21 protein-coding genes are annotated in these 22,188 nt (G+C 47.2%); 6 read left to right on the top strand and 15 right to left on the bottom strand.

The genetic code is table 11. The features are described 5' to 3' along the window. Positions 1 to 30: 30 nt before the first annotated feature. From QUB63_RS08390 to QUB63_RS08370, 5 genes are all read right to left on the bottom strand, one after another. The gene (locus QUB63_RS08390; RefSeq protein ID WP_332944425.1) at positions 31 to 1,914 is read right to left on the bottom strand and encodes a glycoside hydrolase family 2 protein; all 1,884 of its coding nucleotides are present in this window, start codon (positions 1,912 to 1,914) and stop codon (positions 31 to 33) included. Positions 1,915 to 2,167: 253 nt separating this feature from the next. After that, positions 2,168 to 2,524: an STAS domain-containing protein gene (locus QUB63_RS08385; protein WP_332944423.1), complete on the bottom strand. Its 357-nt coding sequence runs from the start codon at positions 2,522 to 2,524 to the stop codon at positions 2,168 to 2,170. A 147-nt stretch (positions 2,525 to 2,671) separates the two neighbouring features. Then, positions 2,672 to 3,898 carry a UDP-galactopyranose mutase gene (gene glf / locus QUB63_RS08380; protein ID WP_332944422.1) on the bottom strand — a complete coding sequence of 409 codons (1,227 nt, stop codon included), beginning with the start codon at positions 3,896 to 3,898 and terminating at the stop codon, positions 2,672 to 2,674. A gap of 85 nt (positions 3,899 to 3,983) precedes the next feature. Further along, entirely contained in the window at positions 3,984 to 5,285 is a 1,302-nt protein-coding gene (locus QUB63_RS08375; protein ID WP_332944421.1) for a glycosyltransferase family 1 protein, read from the bottom strand. A gap of 870 nt (positions 5,286 to 6,155) precedes the next feature. Then, positions 6,156 to 7,193, bottom strand: coding sequence for an aldo/keto reductase (locus QUB63_RS08370; RefSeq protein ID WP_332944419.1), 1,038 nt, complete (start codon positions 7,191 to 7,193; stop codon positions 6,156 to 6,158). 376 nt (positions 7,194 to 7,569) lie between these two features. Here QUB63_RS08370 and QUB63_RS08365 point away from each other — a divergent pair, with 376 nt between their 5' ends. Next, a complete protein-coding gene (locus QUB63_RS08365; protein ID WP_332944417.1) occupies positions 7,570 to 8,010 on the top strand; it encodes a hypothetical protein in 441 nt (146 codons plus the stop codon). 88 nt (positions 8,011 to 8,098) lie between these two features. Here QUB63_RS08365 and glnA read toward each other — a convergent pair whose 3' ends face one another. Continuing rightward, positions 8,099 to 9,520 (bottom strand): type I glutamate--ammonia ligase, encoded by a 1,422-nt coding sequence (gene glnA / locus QUB63_RS08360; protein WP_332944416.1) that lies wholly within the window; start codon positions 9,518 to 9,520, stop codon positions 8,099 to 8,101. A gap of 357 nt (positions 9,521 to 9,877) precedes the next feature. On the opposite strand from glnA, the gene apcB reads away from it, so the two are divergent. Then, positions 9,878 to 10,387, top strand: a complete 510-nt coding sequence (apcB, locus tag QUB63_RS08355) for an allophycocyanin subunit beta (RefSeq protein WP_332944773.1) — start codon at positions 9,878 to 9,880, stop codon at positions 10,385 to 10,387. A gap of 110 nt (positions 10,388 to 10,497) precedes the next feature. On the opposite strand, the gene QUB63_RS08350 is transcribed toward apcB, so the two are convergent. Beyond that, the gene (locus tag QUB63_RS08350) at positions 10,498 to 10,695 is read right to left on the bottom strand and encodes a hypothetical protein (protein ID WP_332944415.1); all 198 of its coding nucleotides are present in this window, start codon (positions 10,693 to 10,695) and stop codon (positions 10,498 to 10,500) included. 306 nt (positions 10,696 to 11,001) lie between these two features. On the opposite strand from QUB63_RS08350, the gene QUB63_RS08345 reads away from it, so the two are divergent. Both QUB63_RS08345 and QUB63_RS08340 read left to right on the top strand, forming a co-directional pair. Next, on the top strand, positions 11,002 to 11,913 hold the full coding sequence (locus tag QUB63_RS08345; RefSeq protein WP_332944414.1) for a TlyA family RNA methyltransferase: 912 nt from the start codon (positions 11,002 to 11,004) through the stop codon (positions 11,911 to 11,913). 218 nt (positions 11,914 to 12,131) lie between these two features. Beyond that, positions 12,132 to 12,821, top strand: a complete 690-nt coding sequence (locus QUB63_RS08340; RefSeq protein WP_332944412.1) for a hypothetical protein — start codon at positions 12,132 to 12,134, stop codon at positions 12,819 to 12,821. Positions 12,822 to 13,160: 339 nt separating this feature from the next. On the opposite strand, the gene QUB63_RS08335 is transcribed toward QUB63_RS08340, so the two are convergent. From QUB63_RS08335 to QUB63_RS08300, 8 genes are all read right to left on the bottom strand, one after another. Further along, on the bottom strand, positions 13,161 to 13,535 hold the full coding sequence (locus QUB63_RS08335) for a hypothetical protein (protein WP_332944411.1): 375 nt from the start codon (positions 13,533 to 13,535) through the stop codon (positions 13,161 to 13,163). 144 nt (positions 13,536 to 13,679) lie between these two features. Further along, the gene (locus QUB63_RS08330; RefSeq protein ID WP_332944410.1) at positions 13,680 to 13,946 is read right to left on the bottom strand and encodes a hypothetical protein; all 267 of its coding nucleotides are present in this window, start codon (positions 13,944 to 13,946) and stop codon (positions 13,680 to 13,682) included. Between the two features lie 3 nt (positions 13,947 to 13,949). Continuing rightward, complete coding sequence (locus QUB63_RS08325) at positions 13,950 to 14,072, bottom strand: hypothetical protein (protein WP_332944408.1); 123 nt, start codon at positions 14,070 to 14,072, stop codon at positions 13,950 to 13,952. A gap of 118 nt (positions 14,073 to 14,190) precedes the next feature. Next, a complete protein-coding gene (locus QUB63_RS08320) occupies positions 14,191 to 15,684 on the bottom strand; it encodes a GTP-binding protein (RefSeq protein ID WP_332944406.1) in 1,494 nt (497 codons plus the stop codon). 321 nt (positions 15,685 to 16,005) lie between these two features. Then, on the bottom strand, positions 16,006 to 17,457 hold the full coding sequence (locus QUB63_RS08315) for a YcjF family protein (RefSeq protein ID WP_332944404.1): 1,452 nt from the start codon (positions 17,455 to 17,457) through the stop codon (positions 16,006 to 16,008). Positions 17,458 to 17,715: 258 nt separating this feature from the next. Continuing rightward, entirely contained in the window at positions 17,716 to 18,129 is a 414-nt protein-coding gene (locus QUB63_RS08310) for an acyl-CoA thioesterase (protein WP_332944402.1), read from the bottom strand. A 332-nt stretch (positions 18,130 to 18,461) separates the two neighbouring features. Further along, positions 18,462 to 19,544, bottom strand: coding sequence for an ATP-dependent 6-phosphofructokinase (locus tag QUB63_RS08305; RefSeq protein ID WP_332944401.1), 1,083 nt, complete (start codon positions 19,542 to 19,544; stop codon positions 18,462 to 18,464). 293 nt (positions 19,545 to 19,837) lie between these two features. Then, on the bottom strand, positions 19,838 to 20,080 hold the full coding sequence (locus tag QUB63_RS08300; protein WP_293258669.1) for a hypothetical protein: 243 nt from the start codon (positions 20,078 to 20,080) through the stop codon (positions 19,838 to 19,840). A 297-nt stretch (positions 20,081 to 20,377) separates the two neighbouring features. Here QUB63_RS08300 and QUB63_RS08295 point away from each other — a divergent pair, with 297 nt between their 5' ends. Both QUB63_RS08295 and QUB63_RS08290 read left to right on the top strand, forming a co-directional pair. Beyond that, entirely contained in the window at positions 20,378 to 20,884 is a 507-nt protein-coding gene (locus tag QUB63_RS08295; RefSeq protein WP_332944398.1) for a hypothetical protein, read from the top strand. Between the two features lie 342 nt (positions 20,885 to 21,226). After that, the gene (locus tag QUB63_RS08290; protein WP_332944397.1) at positions 21,227 to 22,045 is read left to right on the top strand and encodes an FkbM family methyltransferase; all 819 of its coding nucleotides are present in this window, start codon (positions 21,227 to 21,229) and stop codon (positions 22,043 to 22,045) included. Positions 22,046 to 22,188 lie beyond the last annotated feature (143 nt).

The raw sequence follows: 22,188 nt of genomic DNA, 5'->3' as shown, positions 1-22,188 counted from the left end.
GATCGAACGAGATTTTGGTTGGTAGTGTATTTAGCACTGAGTAATCGCTTGCGGCTGCGAACTTTCTTCGGGAATATCCCAGCCGAGAGTTGCCGCCGCGATCGCCTGTAGGGGAAACTTGGGAGTGCGATCGGCATACAGCAAACCGTTAGCTTCTTGAAAAGTATCGGTCAACTGCGTGTAACAAAATCCGCTGAACATTTCCACTCGGTTTACCACGTGCAGCAGCGCCGTGTAGCGCCTTTGCAGTTCTGATGTGTCCGACGCCCGCACGTAGCCCCAAACCCTGTGAAAATCGGGGTTTTCGCGGCCGGCGCAGGCGATGCCGCCGAATTCTGTCAGCATCATCGGCTGTCCTTGGTGCGGGTGGCCGTCGAGGGTGAGGATGCGCCCTCCGGGACGCCCGCGATCGAACAAATCCGCTAGCTGGACTTCGGGCCCGTAGCGCTTGGCTACGGTTTGCGGGTTGTTGTCGTAGTCGTGAATCGCCAGGATGTCGGTATCGATGCTTTCCCAGCCGTCGTTACCGATGACGGGGCGAGTCGGATCGAGAGTTTTGGTCAAGAAATAAAGGGCTTGCACGTAGTTGCGGTGGGCTGCTGCTTCGACTAAATTCGGAACTCCCCAAGATTCGTTGAACGGCACCCAGACTACGATACAGGGGTGGCTGGCGTCGCGGTCGATCACTTCCGTCCACTCCCGCGTCAGCCTGTCAACGGCCTTGGGAGTGAAGCGGTAGGCGCTGGGCATTTCTTCCCAAACTAACAGCCCCAGCACGTCGGCCCAATACAAAAATCGCGGATCTTCGATTTTTTGGTGTTTGCGGACGCCGTTGAAACCCATTGCTTTGACTAATTCGACATCGCGGCGCAAGGCTTCGTCGGATGGCGCAGTCATCAGGGTGTCGGGCCAATAACCTTGGTCGAGCACCAGTCTCAGGTAGTAGGGGCGGCCGTTGAGGATGAAGCGATCGCGCTGGATGCTGACCGTCCGCATGGCGGTGTAGGATTTAATCTCGTCGAGCAGTTTCCCGTCGGCCCACAACTGCACTTGAGCGTTAATTAATGTCGGTTTTTCGGGACTCCACAGCAGTTCGTTGCGGTAGTCGTCGATCCCCGGGTCTGAGAGGGCGATGCGGCGGTGGATTTCGCCGTTGATGACTTCGTAGGTGTCGTTGACCAGCAGCATACAGCCCAGCGACAGTTTAACTTTAATCTGGATTCCCTCCTTGCGATCGCCCGCGACAAACGCTTCAAAACCGATTTCCCAGCGTTCAAACTGGGGAGTCCAGCGGATGCGCTCGATATAAGTGTGAGGCACCAATTCCACCCACACCGTCTGCCAAATGCCAGTTGTGCGCGGATACCAGATGCTGTGCGGCTCTATTTGCCAGTCTTGCTTGCCGCGCGGTTTTGCCAAATCTTGCGGGTCGTCGTGGGCCCAGACTGTCACCCGCTGCGGCCCGCTGGGATTCAAAACTGCTGTAATGTCTGCGGTGAAAGGAGTGTGTCCGCCTTCGTGTTCGATGACAAAGTGACCGTTCACCCAGACGCGGGCGCGGTAGTCTACGGCGCCGAAGTGGAGGAGAACTCTGCTTTCTGTGTGGGGTACGTCAAATTCGCGATCGTACCAGCAGTTGGCGTGAAAATTCGTGTCGCCGATCCCGCTTTTTGGCGATTCGGGAGCAAACGGCACTTCTATAGTACGATCCCACTCAGAAATGTCGATCGGCTGCACGCAGCGTCCCGCGTCATCGTAAGCAAACCTCCACTGACCGTTCAGACAAATCCAGTTGCTCCGGCGCAATTGGGGGCGCGGATAACCTGTTTTCCGCCCTTGAACAGTCATCTTGCTGTCTAGAGTGGAAGACTCTTCAATATCGCAATTTTCTAGTTCTCTACCTAACCAACTCATCGGCACATCTACCCGAAGTTATATTTATAGATTAGCGACAATTCCCCCGACTTTCACAAGTTTTTTGCGATCTAATTTATTCCTCAAAAATTAAATTTTTTCACTTCAAACAGCCTGAGCTTTACTTGCGTTTGTGTCTCGCTTTTATCAACTTGTAGGGTTTGTCAGTCAGGTAACAACTCGTAAAATCAAGCTATTATTCTCACTGACGCACTCTGCGATCGCTACAGGCCATGAGTCTTGACTGCAAAGTTTAGCCGGCAACGCTTTGCAGCCCTCCTAACGGTTCAGTTAGGTCACTTTTGAGGAGAGGTTCTTCCGGAGGCGGCAAACACTGAAATATCTGTTCGAGTCCCGTGAGTTCAAATAGCATTCTCACTTGTTCGCTCATCGCCGATATCAAAAGTATACAGGCGCTGTCTCTAACTAATTTGACGATCGCCACTACAGCCATTAACTCCGAATTTTTCAGGAAATTGATCTTTGAGAAATCGAGCATCAGAATTTTGCCGCCGCTTTCAATTAGGCGCTCTATTTCTTTCTGAAACTGAGGAAATTGAGAACCTTCCAAAACCTGATGAGACAAAACAATTTTCACGATAACGCTCATTTTTACCTCAACGCTTGTTTGAATTGTAAAAAAAAAATTGATAAAAAGCGAGTAAGGTGCTTGTGGGCACACCTTACCTTTTTACCGATTGCCGTAGGGCGCGCGGGCGCACCTGACATTTTGGCCGTACCAACTCACAGCTTGCAGCTACTTGCTAGCAGATTTGCCGTTGCCGTTAACAGCAGCGACTTCTAGAGAAGCAGGGGCTGGGTTCTCGGCAACTGCATTCGACGAGCTTAAATTAGAGGCAGAACCGTTAAGATTGTCCGCGAATTCAATCACCGGCTTTGTCGTAATTTGAGTGTAAGTTGTCAGAGCTTGAGCGACAACTTGATCCATGTTGTAATACCTGTAAGTCGCCAGCCTTCCCACAAAAGAAACGCCCGGAGTTGCATCAGCCAAAGCCTTATATTTCTTGTATATTTCGGCATTTTCCGGACGCGGAACCGGGTAGTAAGGGTCTCCCTCAGCTTGGGGATATTCGTAGACAATGCTTGTTTTTTGATGCTCTTGTCCGGTGAGGTATTTAAACTCCGTGCAGCGAGTATATAAATGCTCGTTGGGGTAATTTACCACCGGTGCTACTTGGTGTACGGGTACGTTCAGCGTTTCGTGCTTGAATTCCAAGGAACGGTAAGGAAGTTTGCCGTAGCAGTAATTGAAATAGGAATCCACCGGCCCGGTGTAAATCATTTCCCCGTAAGGAATAAAACCCTCAATCTCGCGGTAGTCGGTATTCAGCATCACCTTGATGTTTGGGTGAGACAGCATCTTTTCAAACATCCGAGTGTAGCCGTGCAGCGGCATTGCTTGATAGGTATCGGTGAAATAGCGATCGTCCCGGTTAGTGCGAGTGGGTACCCGCGCAATCACTGAGTTGTCGAGTTCCGACGGGTCCATTCCCCACTGTTTGCGGGTGTAGTTGCGGAAGAATTTCTCGTAAAGTTCGCGGCCGACTTTGCTGACAACGACATCTTCGGAAGTGCGAATGTAATCCTTTGGTTCTGCTACTTTCGCGAAGAAATCTTCTACTTCAAATGAGGTGAGATTCAGTCCGTAAAGTTGGTTGACGGTGTTGAGATTGATGGGAATTGGCAGCAGTTGACCGTCAACGCTGGCGAGGACTCGGTGTTCGTAGGGCCGCCACTCGGTGAACTGCGAAAGGTACTCAAAAACAGGGCGCGAATTGGTGTGAAAAATGTGGGGGCCGTATTTGTGTACCAGGATGCCGTGATTGTCGTAGTGATCGTATGCGTTGCCGCCGATGTGGTTGCGGGTATCAATTATCAAGACTGTTTTTCCCGCCTGATTTGCTAGTCTTTCGGCAATAACGCTACCTGCAAATCCTGCTCCGACAATTAAATAGTCAAACATTAAAACACCTCTGAATTTTGGTAATGGGTAATGGGTAATCGGTAATTGGAAAGCTAGTATTGTTGAGTCTTCAATCTCAACATTCCTAACTTAAAACTTTCATCCTGCCTTCTGCTTTCTGCCTTTTACGTTCGATCGCACTTTCGATCAACCCCAGCATTTCTCCCCAGGTATTGTCCCAAGAATTGTCTGCTAAAAAGGCATCCACTTCGCCCAGCCACTTTGTGCGATCGTCCGAACTTTCGCCCATGATTTCTTCAGCAGCAGCAACGAATTCTGCCGCATTGCTCGCAATCCGAACCAAGTTGTTTTCTCCGTAGGGGCGCACCACGTCGCGGATCGGAGTAGAAATCACCGGTTTGCCGGCAGCGAGGTATTCGGGAGTTTTCGTCGGACTAATAAATTTAGTCGATTCGTTAATAGCAAACGGCAGCATTGCTATATCCCACCCGCCAAGATACGCTGGCAGTTCTTGATAAGATTTGCCGCCGAGATAGTGTATGTTTGGGTGATTTGGCAGAGTAGCCGGGTCGATTTTCGCCACGGGGCCAATTATCACTAAATGCCAGTCCGGCCTCGCTTCGGCAATGTCGCCCAACAGTTCGATATCCATGCGTTCGTCTACGACGCCATAAAATCCCAAACGCGGGTGAGGAATGTCTTTTTGATCCGCCGGTTCTTCTGAAAGATTCCGGCCTGTAGCAAAGTGTTCTTTTTCGATGCTGCTGGGGAAAGCATGAATGTTTGGGTGCTGGTGCTGTTTGGCTTCGTAGAGGCTGTGTCCGCCTGTAAATACGACGCTGGCGCGCTTTAATAGTTGGGTTTCATTTGCTTTTAAATCCGGGTGGGCGCCTTGGAATGCTGACAGTTCGTCCATGCAGTCGTAGACTACAGCTAGCGGCTTTAAGTGGTTGGTGAAACTGACAGCCATTGGTGTGTAATACCAGAGGATGTACTGGCTAATTTCTGCTGCTTGAAACAAATCATCAAGCATGGCTTGCTGAGCAGTTTTTGCAGTTTCTTCGCCGATTCCTTCGCTCAGGTGCGGTACTATTACCCAGACTCCGCTTTCGTGGATGCTGACATCAAGCCGCCAATCTGTTGCCGCGCTCAAAACAGGTTCTTCTACAAAGAATACCCGACGTTTTTTGGCACAGCGGCCTAAGAGATGTTGCGGACGCTGATAGACGAAATTCCACCGCAAATGAGACAGGCAAACTAGATCCGGTGCATCTAAAGCAGCAGCTTTTGATAAGTTAGCGCGCAATGCGGGCGAGGGTGCGAATTGAGAGGGCGATTTTGTTGGATCTATAGAGGTAAATCGGATCTCCCATCCTCGACCTTTATTGCTATAATTTTTGTTTACTGAGTTTTCGGGCGGGGACATAATTAGCCTCGGGAATTTGTAAATGAAAATTTGTGAGGAAAATTTGAGGCATGAAAAATTGCCAATAAGATATACTTCTGGGCAGTGTATTACTGAAATTTGCAAGCATCAACCTGAGAAGTTTTATTGACGAGCAAGCGCCGCATTCATAGGGCAAAGCTAAGGAGTTGCTTTGCTGCGGAAAAACACGCTTATCTGCTTTTTTCCGAATTGAAACGGGAGATAAGTTAATATTCTTAGACTTGCTATTGTTGTTAAAGATAACTCAGTTTTTCTGCCATTACTTCTATCTGAAGGATGACTTCGAGCTCAGGGCGCGCCTAGTTTGCACGCTTTTCAAAAGCGGTTAAAATGCCGATCGACCTTGTAAAATGAGTGTTAACAGGCAGGTACGGGGTGAAAACTGAGCGAGTTTTCTTGCTTTATTTGGAGAGGATAGAAAATTTGCGACTCCCTTCGGGATAGCTTCGCTCGCGCGTGTTTTTGTTGCCCTTTCATTTGACAAACCTCGCCGCCTTTAAACTCATCCGATCGCAAATCTACCAATTTTGTATCTTAATATACAATTTTTCTGCCGAGATTTATGACTTCCGATAGATTAACAATTGACAGTTTATGTATTCGGGTTAAACCCACATCTTGCAGCCTTCTCAACTATACGGGAGAAACCGGGTAACAGCCACGAGAAACGTAGAATTTTACGCGAGTCTGCGGCAAGAAACCAAGGTGACGAGATTGATGCAAGATGTAAGGTTAAACTGACGCCCAGAGTACAAATCTCTATCCTGCCTCTGGGGGCGGGTTTGCCGATATCTGCGATTCCCGCACCAACTATCCGCGCCAACCCGCGACTAGAAGATAGCAGCAACTTTACAGTCGGCGGCTGTCAATTTTGGCGATTCCCCCTCCAAAGGCAGAATCTTGCACCATCGAACTCTTTAAGAAATCGTGGGGGAAACCCAATTCAATTGTACTTACTTTGTCTAACTGCTGCATTTGTTCGGAGGTTAATTCAAACTCCAAACAAGCGAGATTTTCTTGAAGTTGCGAGACTTTGCGGGAACCAATAATCGGAATCACATCGATTGGTTGCTGGCGCAGCCAATTCAGGGCTACTTGAGAGGCAGGTTTGCCAATTTCGGCTGCTATGAAGCTAACTTCAGCAGCAATATTGAGGTCTCGTTCGCTAATTTTTCCAGATTCAGGTGAATTAAGCCGTTTAGCTTCGCCGGCGGTTTCTGAAATGTTGTATTTTCCGGTCAGCAAACCGCCTGCTAGGGGGCTCCAAGCTGTGACGCCAATATCGAAGGCTTTCGCCATTGGGATCAAATCCCGTTCGGGAGTTCGCTCTTTTAAAGAATACTCGATTTGCAAGCCGATAAATGGTGTCCAACCGCGCAGGTTGGCGATCGTATTTGAAGCAGAAATAATCCAAGCTGGCGTATCGGAAATGCCGGTGTAGAGAATTTTGCCTGCGCGTACCAAATCGTCAAAGGCGCGCATTACTTCTTCGACTGGTGTGGTAAAGTCCCAAGCGTGCAGCCACAGCAAATCTATGTATTCAACTTGCAATCGCTTCAAACTGGCTTCTACTGCTTGCACCATATTTTTGCGGTGGTTGCCGAAACCGTTGATGTCGCCATTTTTCATGTTGAGGCTATACTTAGTGGCAACTACCCATTTTTCGCGATCGCCCCCGATGAAGTCGCCGACATATTTTTCGCTGGTACCGTTGGTGTAGAGATTCGCGGTATCAATGAAATTGCCGCCTGCTTCTGCAAATGCGTCGAACATTTTGCGGCTTTCGTCGTAGGAACCGCCCCAACCCCAGTCTTCACCAAAAGTCATGGTGCCGAGGCAGATTTCGGAAACGCGAAGTCCGCTGTGACCTAGTAGTTTGTATCTCATGTCACCCATCCGTTAGTTAATGGCTCTTAACAGTCTATATCTGAATTTGCGGTGTGGGCATCAGTCGGAGGTGAGGGGCTTTGGGGCTGCTATCTTTGCGGATCTCGATGGTGAATGTTTTGCCAATTTAATTAAAATGTCGATCGCCCTGGCATTTTACTCTCTACACCGCGAGTACGTGCGATCGCAATTTAAGCAACTCAAAAGCTACATTAAAAGAAGGCACTCCCATCTCTGTCGATCCAGATGAAGTTACCGGCCTACCAAAATCTGAGGCGAGGACAGGTTTTATTCGGACATCGTTTGGTGATTGGTAATTGGTAATTGCTAATTTATAATCAAAGCAGCACATTACACACAAAGAAGCACAAATACGATGAATTATTTTAAGCCTTTGTTAATTTTGACGGCTGTTGCAGCGGTTCTGGGTTTGGGAAAAACTGGGGCGCTAGCTGCGGTTTGGAATATCTCTGAGACTCAGCCAAGTTTGCAGCTTCACAGCGTGCAAATAGCAGAAAAGACCGATCGCAATTTAAGCAACTCAAAAGGTACATTAAAAGAAGGCAGTGTCCTATCTGTCGATCCCGATGAAGTTACGGGCATACCAAAAGCTGAGGCGAGGACACGTTTCATTCTGAATAAGATATATCGGGTTCAGGAAGGCACTGCCGCTGACGATTTATTTATTGTGGATGAGAAAGCAAATAAATGGGCTGTAGAGAATGTCTCTGACGCTACAGAGGGTGCTACTACTCGCAGCGTCGCGCAGATAGTCTCGGGTAACGGGAGAGTCTGGGCGCTGATCCAGCAGTTCTAAACTATAAAAAAACGCCGCTTTTCAGGGCGGCGTTCTTATTAATTAAAAATCCAAAATGGGAATTATGCCATTTTTAATTCTTAATTTTCTAACAGTCGTAGTAGAGAGCAAACTCGTAGGGGTGAGGGCGCAGCCGCATCGGGTTGACTTCGTTGTCGAGTTTGTAGGAAATCCAGGTTTGGATGAAGTCTTCGGTAAAGACGCCGGTGTCTGTTAAGAAAGCGTGGTCTTTTTCTAAAGCTTCTAAAGCGCCTTCCAAGGAACCGGGAGTCGAAGGAACTTTGCTCAATTCTTCTGGAGAAAGGTCGTAGATATCCACGTCCAAAGGTTCGCCCGGATCGATTTGATTCTTGATGCCGTCGATGCCGGCGCACAGCATGGCTGCAAAGGCTAAATAGGGGTTGGATGTGGCATCGGGACAGCGGAATTCTAACCGCTTGGCTTTGGGGTTGGTTCCCGACAGCGGAATCCGCACTGATGCCGATCGATTTCCTTGAGAGTAAGCTAAGTTTACAGGCGCTTCAAAGCCCGGAACCAACCGCTTGTAGGAGTTGGTTGTGGGGTTGGTGATTGCCAAAAGTGCCGGGGCGTGCTTGAGAATGCCGCCGATGTAATGCAGTCCCATTTGACTGAAACCTGCATATTGATCGCCTGCAAATAAGGGTTGGCCGTCTTTCCAAATCGACTGGTGAACGTGCATCCCGGAACCGTTGTCGTTAAACAGCGGTTTGGGCATGAAGGTGATGGTTTTGCCGTATTTTTTGCCGACGTTTTTGATTACGTATTTGTAAGTCAGCAAGTAGTCGGCGGCTTGTACTAATGTGGCAAAGCGGAAACCGAGTTCGCACTGGCCGCCGGTGGCGACTTCGTGGTGGTGCTTTTCGATGGGTACGCCGCATTTTGCCATTGTCAGCAGCATTTCCGTTCTCATGTCTTGAGAGGTATCGGTTGGTGCTACTGGGAAATAACCTTCTTTGTAACGCGGTTTGTAGCCGAGGTTGCCGCCTGCTTCTTCTTTGCCGGAATTCCAGCGACCTTCGATCGAATCTACGTAATAGTAGCCGGAATTTTGGGTTTGGTCGAAGCGAACGTCGTCAAAAATGAAGAATTCTGCTTCCGGGCCGAAGAATGCTGTATCGCCGAGACCGGTGCTCAGCAGGTAATCTATGGCTTTTTGGGCTATGGTGCGGGGACAGCGGCTGTACGGTTGGCCGGTGCGGGGTTCTTTGATGCTGCAAATGAAGCTGATGGTGGGTTCTGCCATGAACGGGTCCATCCACGCGGTGGTAGGATCGATGACCATCGTCATGTCTGATTCGTTGATGGCTTTCCAGCCGCGAATGCTGGAACCGTCGAAGGGTACGCCGTCGGTGAAGGCTGTTTCGTCGATTTGGTCGTGGTACAGGGAAAGGTGTTGCCAGATCCCCGGCATATCGATGAATTTCAGGTCAACGATCTGGATCTTATTTTCTTTTATGTAGTTTAGGGCTTCTTGGGGTGTCTGGAACATGACTTACTCCTGATATTGGTTGTGTCTTGGCGATCCTCTTCGAGGGCTTCGCTAACGGCAGATTTCAGACTCTTTGGGCGATCGTAGGCCTTCGGTTTCCACAATTTTGTAACAATAGATACAAATTGTTGTCGGAGGGCCCAGTGCGGCCGAGCAGTTCGTGATGCTTGCCCGATCGGTGTTTCGGCTGAAGATACAAGGTCAACGGCCCTGTTTTGGGGCTGTTTGCGGGGGATTGACTACCCTGGGTGAAAATCCTATCTCAAATCTTAATCAAACACCGATTTGTAGTAGTCTACAATAGGCGGTCTGTCTCAGATAGCAAAGTATTGATAAAGATTTTTGGGAGAGAAACTTATGCGCGATGCGGTGACGAGTCTGATTGAAAATTATGATGTTGCTGGTAGGTATTTAGACCGAGATGGTATCGATCGGTTGAAATCTTATTTTGCAACAGGCACAGCACGGGTACAAGCAGCAGCGGCGATTAACAGCAATGCTGCGGCAATTGTCAAGCAAGCTGGTATCCAGCTATTTGCCGAACAGCCGGAACTGATCCGTCCGGGCGGAAATGCCTACACGACTCGCCGTTACGCGGCTTGTCTGCGGGATATGGACTACTACTTGCGCTATGCTACTTACGCCCTGGTGGCTGGAAGTACCGACGTGCTCGACGAGCGCGTGCTGCAAGGTTTGCGGGAAACTTACAATTCTCTGGGCGTTCCCATTGGCCCGACGGTGATGGGGATTGGCATTATGAAGGAGATGGTTAAGGCTCAAGTGGAAGCTGCCGGCTTGTCTGTCGGGGCTTTTCTGGAACAGCCTTTTGATTACATGATTCGCGAATTGAGCGAACAAGATATTTAAGTCAAGCAAGCTGGTTCTTTTAGCAGCAAATGGCATTTGTGGCTTGCACGTAGCAGGCTCTCGATCGCTTTTTTTGGCATCACAGCCTCTAAGCGATCTTTTTTTATGGGTTAAAAATCGCCCACACATCCCCAGACGAGGCATTTGTCCAGGGGACATTTGGTTTGGCGGCGGTTGATTTGCTCGGTGGTTGTTGCTTCTACTTCGCCGTTGGGGTAAAGAATGTGGATGAGATCGCCGCTGACGAAGGCTAAGGGATTTTCTTGACAATTGGCCGACTTTCTGATGGGAAAGTTACTTGTTTTCATGATCGATCGCCCTGATTGTGTTTGTAGCGCATTTCCCTGTCTTTACATAATCGGCTATTTGCCAAAGTTTTTATGTGATGATACGAATGTCGATGTGTGATAAAACTACACGCGCAGAGCGATCTGGGTCACACAGTGCGAGGTGAGGGCGATCGCCTATCAAGGCTCAAAACACCAGACAAATCCGGATGTTAGATGCCCTACTTACCTCGGAAAACCACCATAATCGCCAAAAATTTGCTGTCGGTTTTTGCGTAAGTGCTAATCTGATACTGTCCTAAACCCGATCCGTACAGATTAAAAACCTTGGCTAAACAGCGACTAGACACTTTATTGGTCAACCTAGATTTGTGCACTTCCCGACAGCAAGCTCAGGCCTTGATTCGGACGGGGAAAGTCTCGATCGACCAGCAGGTAATTGACAAACCGGGGACTGAGGTTGACATTGCAGCAAACATTCAGATTAAAGAGCGATCGCGCTACGTTTCCAGAGGCGGCGACAAATTAGCCAAAGCTTTAGAAGTTTTTGCGATTCCCGTGGCGGGCAGAATTTGTCTCGACGGCGGCATTTCCACAGGCGGTTTTACCGACTGTCTGCTGCAAGCAGGCGCGGCCCTAGTCTACGGGATAGATGTGGGCTACGGGCAAGCAGATTGGGGCTTGCGCAACGATCCGAGGGTAATTTTGAAAGAACGCACCAATTTGCGGTACATGACTGCTGCTGAGCTTTATGGCGAGTCACCCCCCCCAGCCCCCCCTTGTCAAGGGGGGGAGCAAGAGTTGCCCCGGGCTGGTGCTTGGCCAAAAGGAGTTTATGCAGATTTGGCGGTAGTAGATGTGTCGTTTATTTCCCTAACTAAGATTTTACCGGCGCTGTGGGAATTGTTGGTGGCGCCGCGAGAAGCCGTATTGTTGGTAAAGCCGCAGTTTGAAGTTGGGCGCGATCGCGTCGGGAAAAAAGGCGTAGTCAGAGACTCGGCAACTCAAGCCGATGCGATTTTTCAAGTGTGGAAGGCAGCCACAGCTTTAGGATGGCAGGAAAGAGGCTTAACGTGGTCGCCTTTACTTGGCCCGGCCGGTAATATCGAGTATCTTTTATGGTTGGGGATCGATCGCGAACAGGAACCAGACCAAAGTGCGATCGAAGAAGGTGTTGTGAAGGAACGGATCTCAGAAGTCGCGAAAGCGGCCGCGCGGGAACTTGTCAATCGATTTTAGATTTTAGATTTGAGATTTTAGATTGACTTCAAAATGTCGAGCCGAGCAATTTTAAAAGTCAAATATCGATTTGAGATTTGAGATTTGAGATTTTAGATTGACTTCAAAATGTCAAGCCTAGCAATTTTAAAAGTCAAATTTGTAACTCCAGATTTATCTAAAATTTCAAGTTGTTTTGTCAATCAGACTCCTAAACTTTCACAAGAGTGAATAATTCCATGCAGTCATTAAAACAAGTCGGTTCGATTTTACTGTACGTTCTAGGTGGCATCGGATATCTGGCGAGTGCAGCCACTATTGTAGGCGTTTCAATTCTCATCAAATTCGCAGCTCTGCTAGTGGCCGACAAATTATTATATACAATTCTGATAATCGGCGATTTGTTGAGGGGCATCGAAATTATTGACCTGTTAAATATATTGGTATTTGCTTTTATCGGCATGGGATTTGGTGTCGCTACAAAACTGCTACCCCCTAAATACGGCCGCCAAATTAGTGCGGCTTTGTTGATTCCTATAGTTCCGTTAGTTTTCATGAGTACGCCAGCCATCAGATATAATTCTTGGCTGGAAAAAGTAGGGGAATCGGATAACTTATTGCCTGCGGAAACGACAACATTAACTAACTCATTTTTGAAAAGAAAGGTAGGATTGGAGGGTTTTCTCGGTTATTATGTATATACCGGTCAGTTTCCGGTGATTCCGACGAAACAATCTGAGATGAAAGACCTCGACAGCTTTGAAAAAAAAGTTAATTCCCGGTTTGTGCAGTTAACAGGTATTGCTCCGACTATTGTTTCTTGGTCAATGCGGGTTTGTTTTTGGCTGATTAGACTATTTTACTTTTGTATAGCGGTAATTGCGACGATCGCGCATTTTAGAGAAGGTGTGAGAATCGCGAGACGATAAGAATGCAAATAAGACTCGGCGGTTGAAACCGCTGCTATACAAACTTTCGTCTGCCTCCGCAGACTGAAGATAAGACGGGCGCGGTTGAAACTGATCCTACACAAACGTGTTAGCCTTCCCGAAGGGTAGTCTGCCTCCGCAGTGTAAAGAAAATAAGGTAATTTGAATTGTCCAGTCTTCAACCGGCCCGAAAGCGGGTTTTCTTTGTATAGACGCGGTTTCAACCGCCGAGTATTCTGAAAAAAATAAGGTAATTTGAATCGTTCAGTCTTCAACCGGCCCGAAAGCGGGTTTTCTTTGTATAGACGCGGTTTCAACCGCGCCCGTCTTCTGCAATTTTTAGGACTCAGTAATCAGTTGACCAATTTTTATTAAGATTTGAAGAACCGTATAAAGTTCGTTTGTTAAAGGAACAGGTGAAAATATTCTTGATAAGTCATATTTAGGTGGATTCTGAAAGTCTAGCTTGACGAATACAATTTCACTGCCATTTGTCATTGCAGCAAAACTCGGTCTATCCTTCCGAGGATTGGCTGTCATGTATGCTAGTGTTTGGGAAAGTGCAGACATTACTGAAATGGTGGTGCGCTTCGACTCTAAGAGTGTCACCCAAAACTGATTTTGCATCACTAAAACATCAATCCGTCCTTTGAGAGTTTCTATTTCCTCATCCTCCTCATCTAAAACAATTTGTACAGATTTTTCAGCAGTCATTTTAAAAGGTGGGTCTTCAACAGTTGACAGTTGACAGTTGACAGTTGACAGTTTGAGAGCGACCTCTACCTAGAAGGAAGAGGATTGGAGTAATGAATAGTCTGATTTTAATTTCTCCCTCACTCGCGAGAGGCTTTCAACCAATTATTTCTGGTAAAAACCCGCTCGTTCCAATAGAGGGGAACCCATGATTAGCGTGACTGTTCCTTCTGTAAGATTTCCATCATTTAGATGATAGAGATATCGGCGCCGAATCAAATTGAGAGCGGCTTTATCAGCTTCTGTAATTTCGGGCAAATCCTCATACCATTCGGGAAAAAATCCCTCGGATTCAGTTCGCGTAATATTGAATCGAGATTCAACATCTGCTAAAGTTGGGATGAGTTCAGTAATGGCTGTGGTTTGTGTCATATTTTAAATTCTTGCTGCAAGCGATCGATAATTGTATTGCAGGTTGGTAGTGAGGACTTCAGTCCGCAGGTTGGTAGTGAGGACTTCAGTCCGCATCAGTTTGATCGTTCGGACTTCAGTCCGCATCTCTCGTCTGAGGACTAAAGTCCGAACGATCAACCAAGTTGATGATAGCTCGACCGGATGTGGTATTATTTGTGATAGCTGCTGGATAAAGATCGCCTTTTTTTAGCTAGGGCAATTTTTAGTTACCAATTTTGAATTCTTGCTGCAAGCGATCGATAATTGTATTGCGCTCAATGGTAGCGAGAATCTCTTGAATGACAGTATCTTGTCCCAGGGGGCCCCAAGTGCAGCCTCTTTCTAAATAAACTTGGGCGGCGCGACCGACAGCATAGGTTCCGTAAGCTGCTAAACTAGCTTGAGTGACAGCGACTCCGGCGAAGGTAGAAAAGCCGATATGCGGCGCAGCAGCGGCGGCACTTTTGCCAAATCCCAAGAGAAAACTGCTTCCCAATTCTCCCAAAAGTACGCCGCCAGCGCTGGAGAAAATAGTTTGCCAAAGTTTGCCAGCTTCGTAACCAGTCATGGGTAAACCGTAAAGTCTGGATAAAGAGCGAATTAAGGCTAAATCTGCAACAGTTGCGCCCATGACATCTAGGAAAGCAACAGGATTTAAACCGACAGCCAAAGCTTTATATTTCGCAAATTGCCAGATTAAATCTTCGGCTTCTGTTTGGCGCAATTTGAGAATTTGATGAGCAAGATTTGCTTCGGCATCTCTAGCTTCTACTAAAGCATTGAGTGCGAGGAGCGATCGCCCTTCTCTGTTAAGAATTGTCAAAATTGTGTGCTTGAGTTCGTCTATTTGGGGAGGCGGCGACTCCCATTCGTGAGTGATACTTCCATCTGACCATTCTACCCGCACTTGCACCGGTGCGGGTTCGGCGGCTACCATGACTATTTCTAAAGATTTGGCTGTTTTGGCGGGTGATTTTGCTGTAGATTCATGAGGAGGGATGTTGTTTTGGCGATCGTCCAAATCTTCCTTATCTGTTGCATCTGTTACCTGAGCCGCTGCTAACTGTTCGGAATTTCCCAGCGCTTGCAAACTTTGGTAAATAGCTTTTCTGTCTAATTCAGGATACAGGTCAATTTTATTAAAAACTAAAATTAGCGGTTTTTGAGCTGTTTGCAATTCGCACAAAGCTTGATATTCAGTGCGGGTGATATCGCCAGCTACAACAAACAGAATTAAGTCAGCTTGGCGAGTTACTTGTTTCGCCATGTCGCCGCGCACTTCCCCGCCAACTTCATCAAGTCCGGGAGTATCAATTAACTCAACTTGAACCCCCCCCGGCCCCCCCTTACCAAGGGGGGGTTGGGGGGGTTCTACGCCCTCAAGGAGGGGTAAAGGCACATTCCAGCGCACGGAACGCGGCCACTGAGTCACGCCGTTGAGGGGGCCTGTTTGCAAGATTTTTTGACCCAACAGCGCGTTTAATACGGCTGATTTGCCGCGACTTACTAGCCCGAAAGTTGCAATCCGAATGATGTTGTGGTCGAGTTTTTCCGAGGTAGAAGTTAAAATATCTAACTGAGTTTGCAGCGCCGCTTCTAATTCTGTGTTGTTGGAGTTTTTTTGGCCTTGGCGCAGGTGGGAATACCGCGCGAGGGCTTCGCGCAAACTGGCGCGGGCTAGGGATAAGCGATTTTCTTGGATGGAATTGTCAGCCATTGGCGATCGGCTTTTTTAAGCTATGTAATTGAGCGTGGAAATATAACATTCTCTTTCTTATTTTAATACAATTTTTGATAATTTTATAGTTTTTTATTGGGGAGTTAGGTAGGGAAACGGCACTGCGATATATGTCAGCTTAAGACAAAAAATTTTGATAAATTTCGTCTGTAGCCGAGGCCCGATCCCCCTAAATCCCCCTTAAAAAGACCCACTTTGATGATGACTTCCAGTTCCCCCCTTATTAAGGGGGGTTAGGGGGGATCTAGGCCTAATCGTCCAACAGACAAGGTTTCTGACCACCCCTGCGTCCAGATGCTTCTAATTTGCCGCCGACTTAACAGCCTGGGGCCCAGATGTCTGAGGCGAGAGACGACTCGCCACTTCGTTGACGAAAGATTGCAAGAAGGAAACTTGCTGATTTTGCATAAATACTGCTTGCAAAGTTTTAGTCAATTCAGTAAGATTGAAAATGCCTTTAGCAGCATTTTCCAGTTCTTGACTTTGGAAATATTCAATCAAACTCAGTCCGGCTATTCTCGTAAAATAGGCGGCACTAATTCCCTGCACCGCGCCTCCTGCTGCATAGGTAACAGCATTGCTTTTCAGCAGTCCAGTAATAGTTTGGGTAGACAGTTCTACTAATCCCAGTTTGAACATTTGGCTTGCCAAAGTTGCCGCTACTGTCTTAGCTTGGTCTAAGGAAAACTGTTGCTTGTAGATAGCACCGAGGTCGATTACCAGTTGGGTGCTGATGGCGGTTGTTGCTAGCAAGTCTAAGGCGGGAACCGGATTAGCAAACACGGCGGCGGCGGCGATGTACTGATATTGTTCGATAATGGGAATTGCCCGATCGCGCCTGACGCCATTTAATAAGGTTTTTGCCTCTAATTTGATACTTGCAGCCTCGCGCACTGCACTCGCCCAGACCAACTGTTGCCGTTCTTGAGTTAAGATTTGAGTGAATCTTTCTGCCAGCGGTTCGAGTTGAGAAACTTGATTTTCGATCCGTTCTTGAACAGTGCCGTCCGCTTGATGCTGCCGCACTTTAATCGAATTGGGAGAAGCTGCGATCGCAATTATATCTTCTGTCCCCAATATTCCCTGCATTCTTTGGTGCAACTGCTGCAAAATTTGCGACTGCTGCGCTGGCAAATATTGGTCGAGTTTGTTCCAGACTAGCAGCACGCGCTGACCTGCGGACGCTAGCTGAGATAATGTTTGAAATTCGGAATCCGTGATGTCGCCCGCTGTTACAAACAGCACTAAATCGCCGCCGATTTTGGCATCAACATTTGTTGTATTGGCAAACAGCGGTGCTGTTTCTGAGAAAATCAGCTTTTGCGGCTGTTGAGATGCCCAATTAGAGTTTAAAACTTTAATTAAGGCAGTTTTGCCGACAGCTTTGCCGCCAGTTACGGTAATCCGCAAATCTTGTCTGTCTAATTCGGCTTTGAGCCGATCGAGCTTTGCTGTTAGATGAGCCGGATTTAGCGAGTTTTTGGCTTCTGAGGCGAGCAATTTAATTGCTGCTTCGGCCTGCGCGATCGCTTTTTCGGCTGCTTCCCTGTCGGCCAGGGGTTGCGGGAGTGCGAGTTCGAGTTTGGGGGATTGTTGGCGCCACCACCAATACCCCGCACCGGCAGCCGCCAAGCCGATGAGTGCCGTTTCGCCCATTTCTGAACCCGAATGCTGTAGAGTTTCCAACAGCCACAGCGCTGCTGAAAGTCCTATTCCGCCTATCAAAATCGGTCGCCGCAAGTTAAGTGTCATTTTTCCCTTCCTGTGGGTATTATTGCCAAGCTTAACCTTACCGGGCTTGGCCTCCCTCCCTATATTCCATCGTACCTCTGCGGCATCCAAACTGGCGATCGGGCGATCCCACTTTTGGTGCGGGATTTGCGGCCTGCTGTATTATCAACTTTTTGCACTTTTGCAAAAAGTTGATAATAGGACTGAAGTCCTCCCTACAAACTCAGAGGTTTTTTAATTAAATATTTGTATAAAATATTTAATTTTTTTCGAGGTTAATTATTCTTGAAACTGCGCTTTAAAAACATCAATTATCTCTGTTGGAATTGCTCGCGGTCGCATTGTCACAAGTTCCACCCACACCCAAAGCGCCTCTGCTTTTAACAAGATTTCGTCACTCCCATTCGAGCGAATTTCGTAGCGGCGGACGGCCCGCGGCCCGCGCATCTGTTCGATCCAAGTCGATATCTCCAGTCTATCGCCCGCGGCTGCCGATCGCAAATAATCAATTTCTATCCGCCGCATTACAAAAACGCCGCCCAATTCCCGGTAGCGGTCTAGCGTAAATCCCAAATGTTCTAAATGTTCGATCGCAGCGTGTTCTAAATAATGCTGGTACACTGCATTATTGACGTGACCGAGGGCGTCCATTTCGTAATGGCGCACTCTAATTTGTGCAGTAAATGGCGTCAATTTCTCACCTTTCCAGTTGTTGCGTTATTTTGTAGTCCCGAGTGCGATCGAAAATTCAAGTTGATACTCTATCGGAACTGATTGCACGTTACACTAACAGTCCTGGACGCACGGGGAGTCAGAAACCGGGTTTTTTACGAAAATCTTCTCTCCTCGTCACAGATTAGGAAAAAAACCCGGTTTCTTTGGTACTGATGCGTCCAGGACTGACTAAAAAATAGTTGAAACGCTAATGCTTCCCGGTTAATCTTAGTCTTGGACGCACTGGCGGCCGTGACCTTGTTGTAAGTGCGTCCAGGACTAAATCTTTGATAAATCTGACGGGTAATTGACTAATCTCCCAGGCAAATTCCCAAACCGCGGGCCGTTTTAACCAGAGTACCGTCGAAGTCTACAGGTCTGTATTTGGAAATCGCATCTTCCAGCGCAACACTCACAACTTCCCGCTGTTGCCAAGATACCATGCGGTCATATTTCTCTTCGGCAACTAAATCAACTGCTGCGACACCAAAAGCCGAAGCAATTAATCTTTCTAGCGGAGAAGGCATTCCCCCGCGCTGAGTGTGTCCCAAAACTGTGACGCGAGTTTCTGCACCGCTACAGTCAGAAATTGTATCAGCTAAATACTGACCTATTCCGCCTAATCGACTTTGGCCTAAGCGATTTGTGTGCATTACTAACTCGCCTGCTTCTGTGCGCACAGCCTCCGCTACTATAATTAAACAGTAGTTTTTTCCGCGTTGTTGGCGTTCTTGAATTTTCGCGCAGATTTCGGAAATTTTGTAAGGAATTTCGGGAATCAGAATTATATCAGCACCGCCAGCAATTCCGGCACTGATCGCAATATGTCCGGCGTCCCGTCCCATGACTTCAACAATCATCACGCGGCTGTGACTTGCCGCAGTAAAATGCAAGCGATCTAGTGCTTCTGTGGCAATATTGACAGCAGTATCAAAACCGATAGAACGCTCGGTAATACCGACATCATTATCAATAGTTTTAGGAATAGCAACTAAATTCAAATTGCCTTGTTGTGCAATCTTCCTGAGAATGGCGAGACTGCCATCGCCACCAATGCCAATTAAGGCATCCAAACCTAGTTTGTGATAGCCTTCGATAATGTCATCAGAGCGATCGCGCAAACTGCCATCAGACATAGGGAAAGCAAAAGGGTTGCCCTCATTTGTAGTCCCTAGCATCGTACCGCCAATGGTCAGCCAGGAGTCTACTTTCTCAACATTCAAGGCCATTGCTTCAGGAGGCCGACTCATCAATCCTTTTGTGGCTTGACGAATGCCCATCACTTTCCAATTGTAAGTTTCCGTGGCGCGGTAAACAACGGCTCGAATCACTGCATTTAAGCCTGCACAGTCACCCCCGCTGGTGAGAATGCCGATACATTTTTGTTCTCCCATAATTTAGCCAGACTTTTGTTCCTCAGAACATGGTTGATATTTTTAGATCCCGATTCGTCCAATCCTGATTTTCGACGTAAGTAGTTACAAATAAACTTTACTCTGTAACAGAAGGTAAAGCTATAATAACCTTTGTAATTGCTTCGTTTCACTTTGTTTCACTGGCAATGACATACTTATGTATTTTCAAGCTTCATCGACCTAATTGAGCAGCTCATCTCTGATGCACCCTACAAGTTCGATAGCCAACTTTCGTAGCGTCCCAAATCACCGTCTCAAATACAACATCAATTTTACTTGGGATTGAGGCGTTTAGAAACTTGGTTGATGATACCGCTGAGAATTGCACCGCCCATCAGAATACCGAGGGCAGGATTAAATACGGGCTGCCAAAGACTGTACCACAAATCGAAACCGAGATTAACCCCGGTCGATCGCCCAGCTACGGCGATCGCAAACCACCCAAAAATAGCCAACACGAAAAACACATCAGCTACTAGAATCAAGTTGATAAAGTTAAGAATTTTATCTTTCATGGTCGAGGGTTCCTTTTGAGTGTATATGTGTCAAGTTTTGGCAAGCGGTTGTTCATTCAGTTGACAGTTGACCTGTGACAGTTGACCTGTGACAGTTGACAGTTGATGAAAGGAGGGCGACCTCTACCTAGAATGAAGAGGATTGAAGTAATGAATAGTCTGATTTTAATTTCTCGCCTTTAGGGGAGAGGCTTTAAACCAATTCTTTCTGGTAAGGGAGGGGATGGATAGCTGCAACAGGCGATCGAATCAAGATAAAATATCATTGAATTGTTTTCGCATACTTGTGGTCAAAATATGGTTCGCTATACACTTCCTCAAAGCCCCGAAATTATTTTAACCGTCAAAGGGAAAGATTCAGTCAAAGCCCGCGAAGAAGCTATGGATCGGCTGATGCTGCTGATGGATGAAGGCAAATTGCCTACAGAGCTCGCCGAAGGATTCGGGCCCAAGCAGTTTGTTGAAGTTAAGGATATCGAAGATGCCGCGTCTGAAGGCGAGGACGCGATTACTGAAGCCGTGCAGGTTTTGAGCAATTTGGCAAGTCTAAAATTGAAAGTCATGGAATCCCGGGAAGAAGCGCTAAAAATCCGGGAGGCGATCGACATTTTGTTTACAGATGAGGCTGTGAGTGCCGAGGAAATTGGTCGTCTGAAAGACGGTTTTAAGGTTCTCAAAAACTTCGCTCAAGCTAACGTTCGCTATCGAGAAGCTAGGGGTAAAGCTGAAGAAGCGCGGGCAATTCTCGACGAAGCTTTGCAATCTGTGGAAGCGGAAAAAAAGGCGCCGAAGTCTGCAAAATAGTAGCTAACAGTAGGGTGCGTCAGGGCGCAAATTCTTAGTTTGCGATCGTAGTATTCTGACCTGACGCACCCTACAATAACTACTGTATAAGCGCAAAAAAAGGCGCAGAAATCGGCGAAATAACAGTACAGAGACACCAGTTTTTATAGGTAACAAAGAGTGTCCGTTTTCTGGATATGCAATCTCCCGTTAATTGCCCGTAATAAAAATGGTGTCGAGCGTTCGGAATGCAAGTCCTCATACTTTGGATGAGGACTGAAGTCCTCACTACAAACCTGATAACGGTTATTTTACCGGATATAAGATAAATCCGATCGACCTTATTAAAAGCAGGAAATACTTATGAGCGAACAACAAACAGGAATTCTCAGAAACACAATGACAGGCAGCTTGGTGCTGGCCAAAAAATTAGGTTTTGAACCGAAAACTGTGATAGATGTCGGTGCAGCCTTGGGAACATTTAACCTTTACGAAACTTTCCCCAATGCGCGACATTTGCTCATTGAACCCATCGCCGAAAATGAACCTTATCTCGCCAAAATTTGCCGCAAGCTCAAAAGTGCAGAATACATTATTGCTGCGGCGGCCAAAGAATCGGGAGTTTTAACTCTCAGCGTCAGTCCCGGGATGTTGCACTCTTCGATTTCAGAAAATCCCGTTACTGACAGCAGCAATCCTTATTTGAGAAACATTCCAGCAATTACGCTGGATCGAATATGCAGGGAAAGAAATTTGCCGGGCCCGTATTTAATAAAGGTTGATGTAGATGGAAAAGAATTAGATGTTTTAGCGGGAGCAACTGAGATTTTGCAGCAGACAGAATATGTAATTGTAGAAGTTACTTTTTTCGGTCAGATGTATGATGTAATGAGTTTTATGAAGTCCCAAGGATTCGCAGCTTACGATATTGTTGATTTGTCATATCGCCCGACCGATCAGGCTTTGTGGCAAGTTGACATGGCTTTTGTTAAAGAATCGGGTCAATTTAGAAGAGATAGCAGTTTCGCGACCGGACAGCAGGATATCGAAGCACTTAACTCGCATCTCAAAGCTTATCGGGAAGGTTTCATCAAACACATTGAAACTCATTACAGCGACCCAGTAGAGCCGGAACCACAGGTCAGTCAAGCTGTTTTGGGCGAAGATTATGTCATCATTTAACTCAAGTTGCTTCCATCGGATACCAAATCCGGGTCGCACTTCGCACGCTTATTTAATTAATCCTCAACATCTAAAAAACTGGTTTTCTAAATGCTGCTCTTGTCGTCTCTAAGCCAATTGTGAATCGTTGAGTTGCTGGCGGT

Origin of the sequence: Microcoleus sp. ARI1-B5, assembly GCF_036705795.1 — a bacterium.
Lineage (GTDB): Bacteria > Cyanobacteriota > Cyanobacteriia > Cyanobacteriales > Microcoleaceae > Microcoleus.
The sequence above is the reverse complement of the archived record's forward strand: the minus strand, read 5'-3'. Positions and strand labels throughout refer to the sequence as shown.

Coding starts and splice junctions, on each gene's coding strand:
- QUB63_RS08390 (WP_332944425.1), bottom strand. CDS start 1,914: ATGAGTTGGTTAGGTAGAGAACTAGAAAATTGCGATATTGAAGAGTCT.
- QUB63_RS08385 (WP_332944423.1), bottom strand. CDS start 2,524: ATGAGCGTTATCGTGAAAATTGTTTTGTCTCATCAGGTTTTGGAAGGT.
- glf (WP_332944422.1), bottom strand. CDS start 3,898: ATGTTTGACTATTTAATTGTCGGAGCAGGATTTGCAGGTAGCGTTATT.
- QUB63_RS08375 (WP_332944421.1), bottom strand. CDS start 5,285: ATGTCCCCGCCCGAAAACTCAGTAAACAAAAATTATAGCAATAAAGGT.
- QUB63_RS08370 (WP_332944419.1), bottom strand. CDS start 7,193: ATGAGATACAAACTACTAGGTCACAGCGGACTTCGCGTTTCCGAAATC.
- QUB63_RS08365 (WP_332944417.1), top strand. CDS start 7,570: ATGAATTATTTTAAGCCTTTGTTAATTTTGACGGCTGTTGCAGCGGTT.
- glnA (WP_332944416.1), bottom strand. CDS start 9,520: ATGTTCCAGACACCCCAAGAAGCCCTAAACTACATAAAAGAAAATAAG.
- apcB (WP_332944773.1), top strand. CDS start 9,878: ATGCGCGATGCGGTGACGAGTCTGATTGAAAATTATGATGTTGCTGGT.
- QUB63_RS08350 (WP_332944415.1), bottom strand. CDS start 10,695: ATGAAAACAAGTAACTTTCCCATCAGAAAGTCGGCCAATTGTCAAGAA.
- QUB63_RS08340 (WP_332944412.1), top strand. CDS start 12,132: ATGCAGTCATTAAAACAAGTCGGTTCGATTTTACTGTACGTTCTAGGT.
- QUB63_RS08335 (WP_332944411.1), bottom strand. CDS start 13,535: ATGACTGCTGAAAAATCTGTACAAATTGTTTTAGATGAGGAGGATGAG.
- QUB63_RS08330 (WP_332944410.1), bottom strand. CDS start 13,946: ATGACACAAACCACAGCCATTACTGAACTCATCCCAACTTTAGCAGAT.
- QUB63_RS08325 (WP_332944408.1), bottom strand. CDS start 14,072: ATGCGGACTGAAGTCCGAACGATCAAACTGATGCGGACTGAAGTCCTC.
- QUB63_RS08320 (WP_332944406.1), bottom strand. CDS start 15,684: ATGGCTGACAATTCCATCCAAGAAAATCGCTTATCCCTAGCCCGCGCC.
- QUB63_RS08315 (WP_332944404.1), bottom strand. CDS start 17,457: ATGACACTTAACTTGCGGCGACCGATTTTGATAGGCGGAATAGGACTT.
- QUB63_RS08305 (WP_332944401.1), bottom strand. CDS start 19,544: ATGGGAGAACAAAAATGTATCGGCATTCTCACCAGCGGGGGTGACTGT.
- QUB63_RS08300 (WP_293258669.1), bottom strand. CDS start 20,080: ATGAAAGATAAAATTCTTAACTTTATCAACTTGATTCTAGTAGCTGAT.
- QUB63_RS08295 (WP_332944398.1), top strand. CDS start 20,378: ATGGTTCGCTATACACTTCCTCAAAGCCCCGAAATTATTTTAACCGTC.
- QUB63_RS08290 (WP_332944397.1), top strand. CDS start 21,227: ATGAGCGAACAACAAACAGGAATTCTCAGAAACACAATGACAGGCAGC.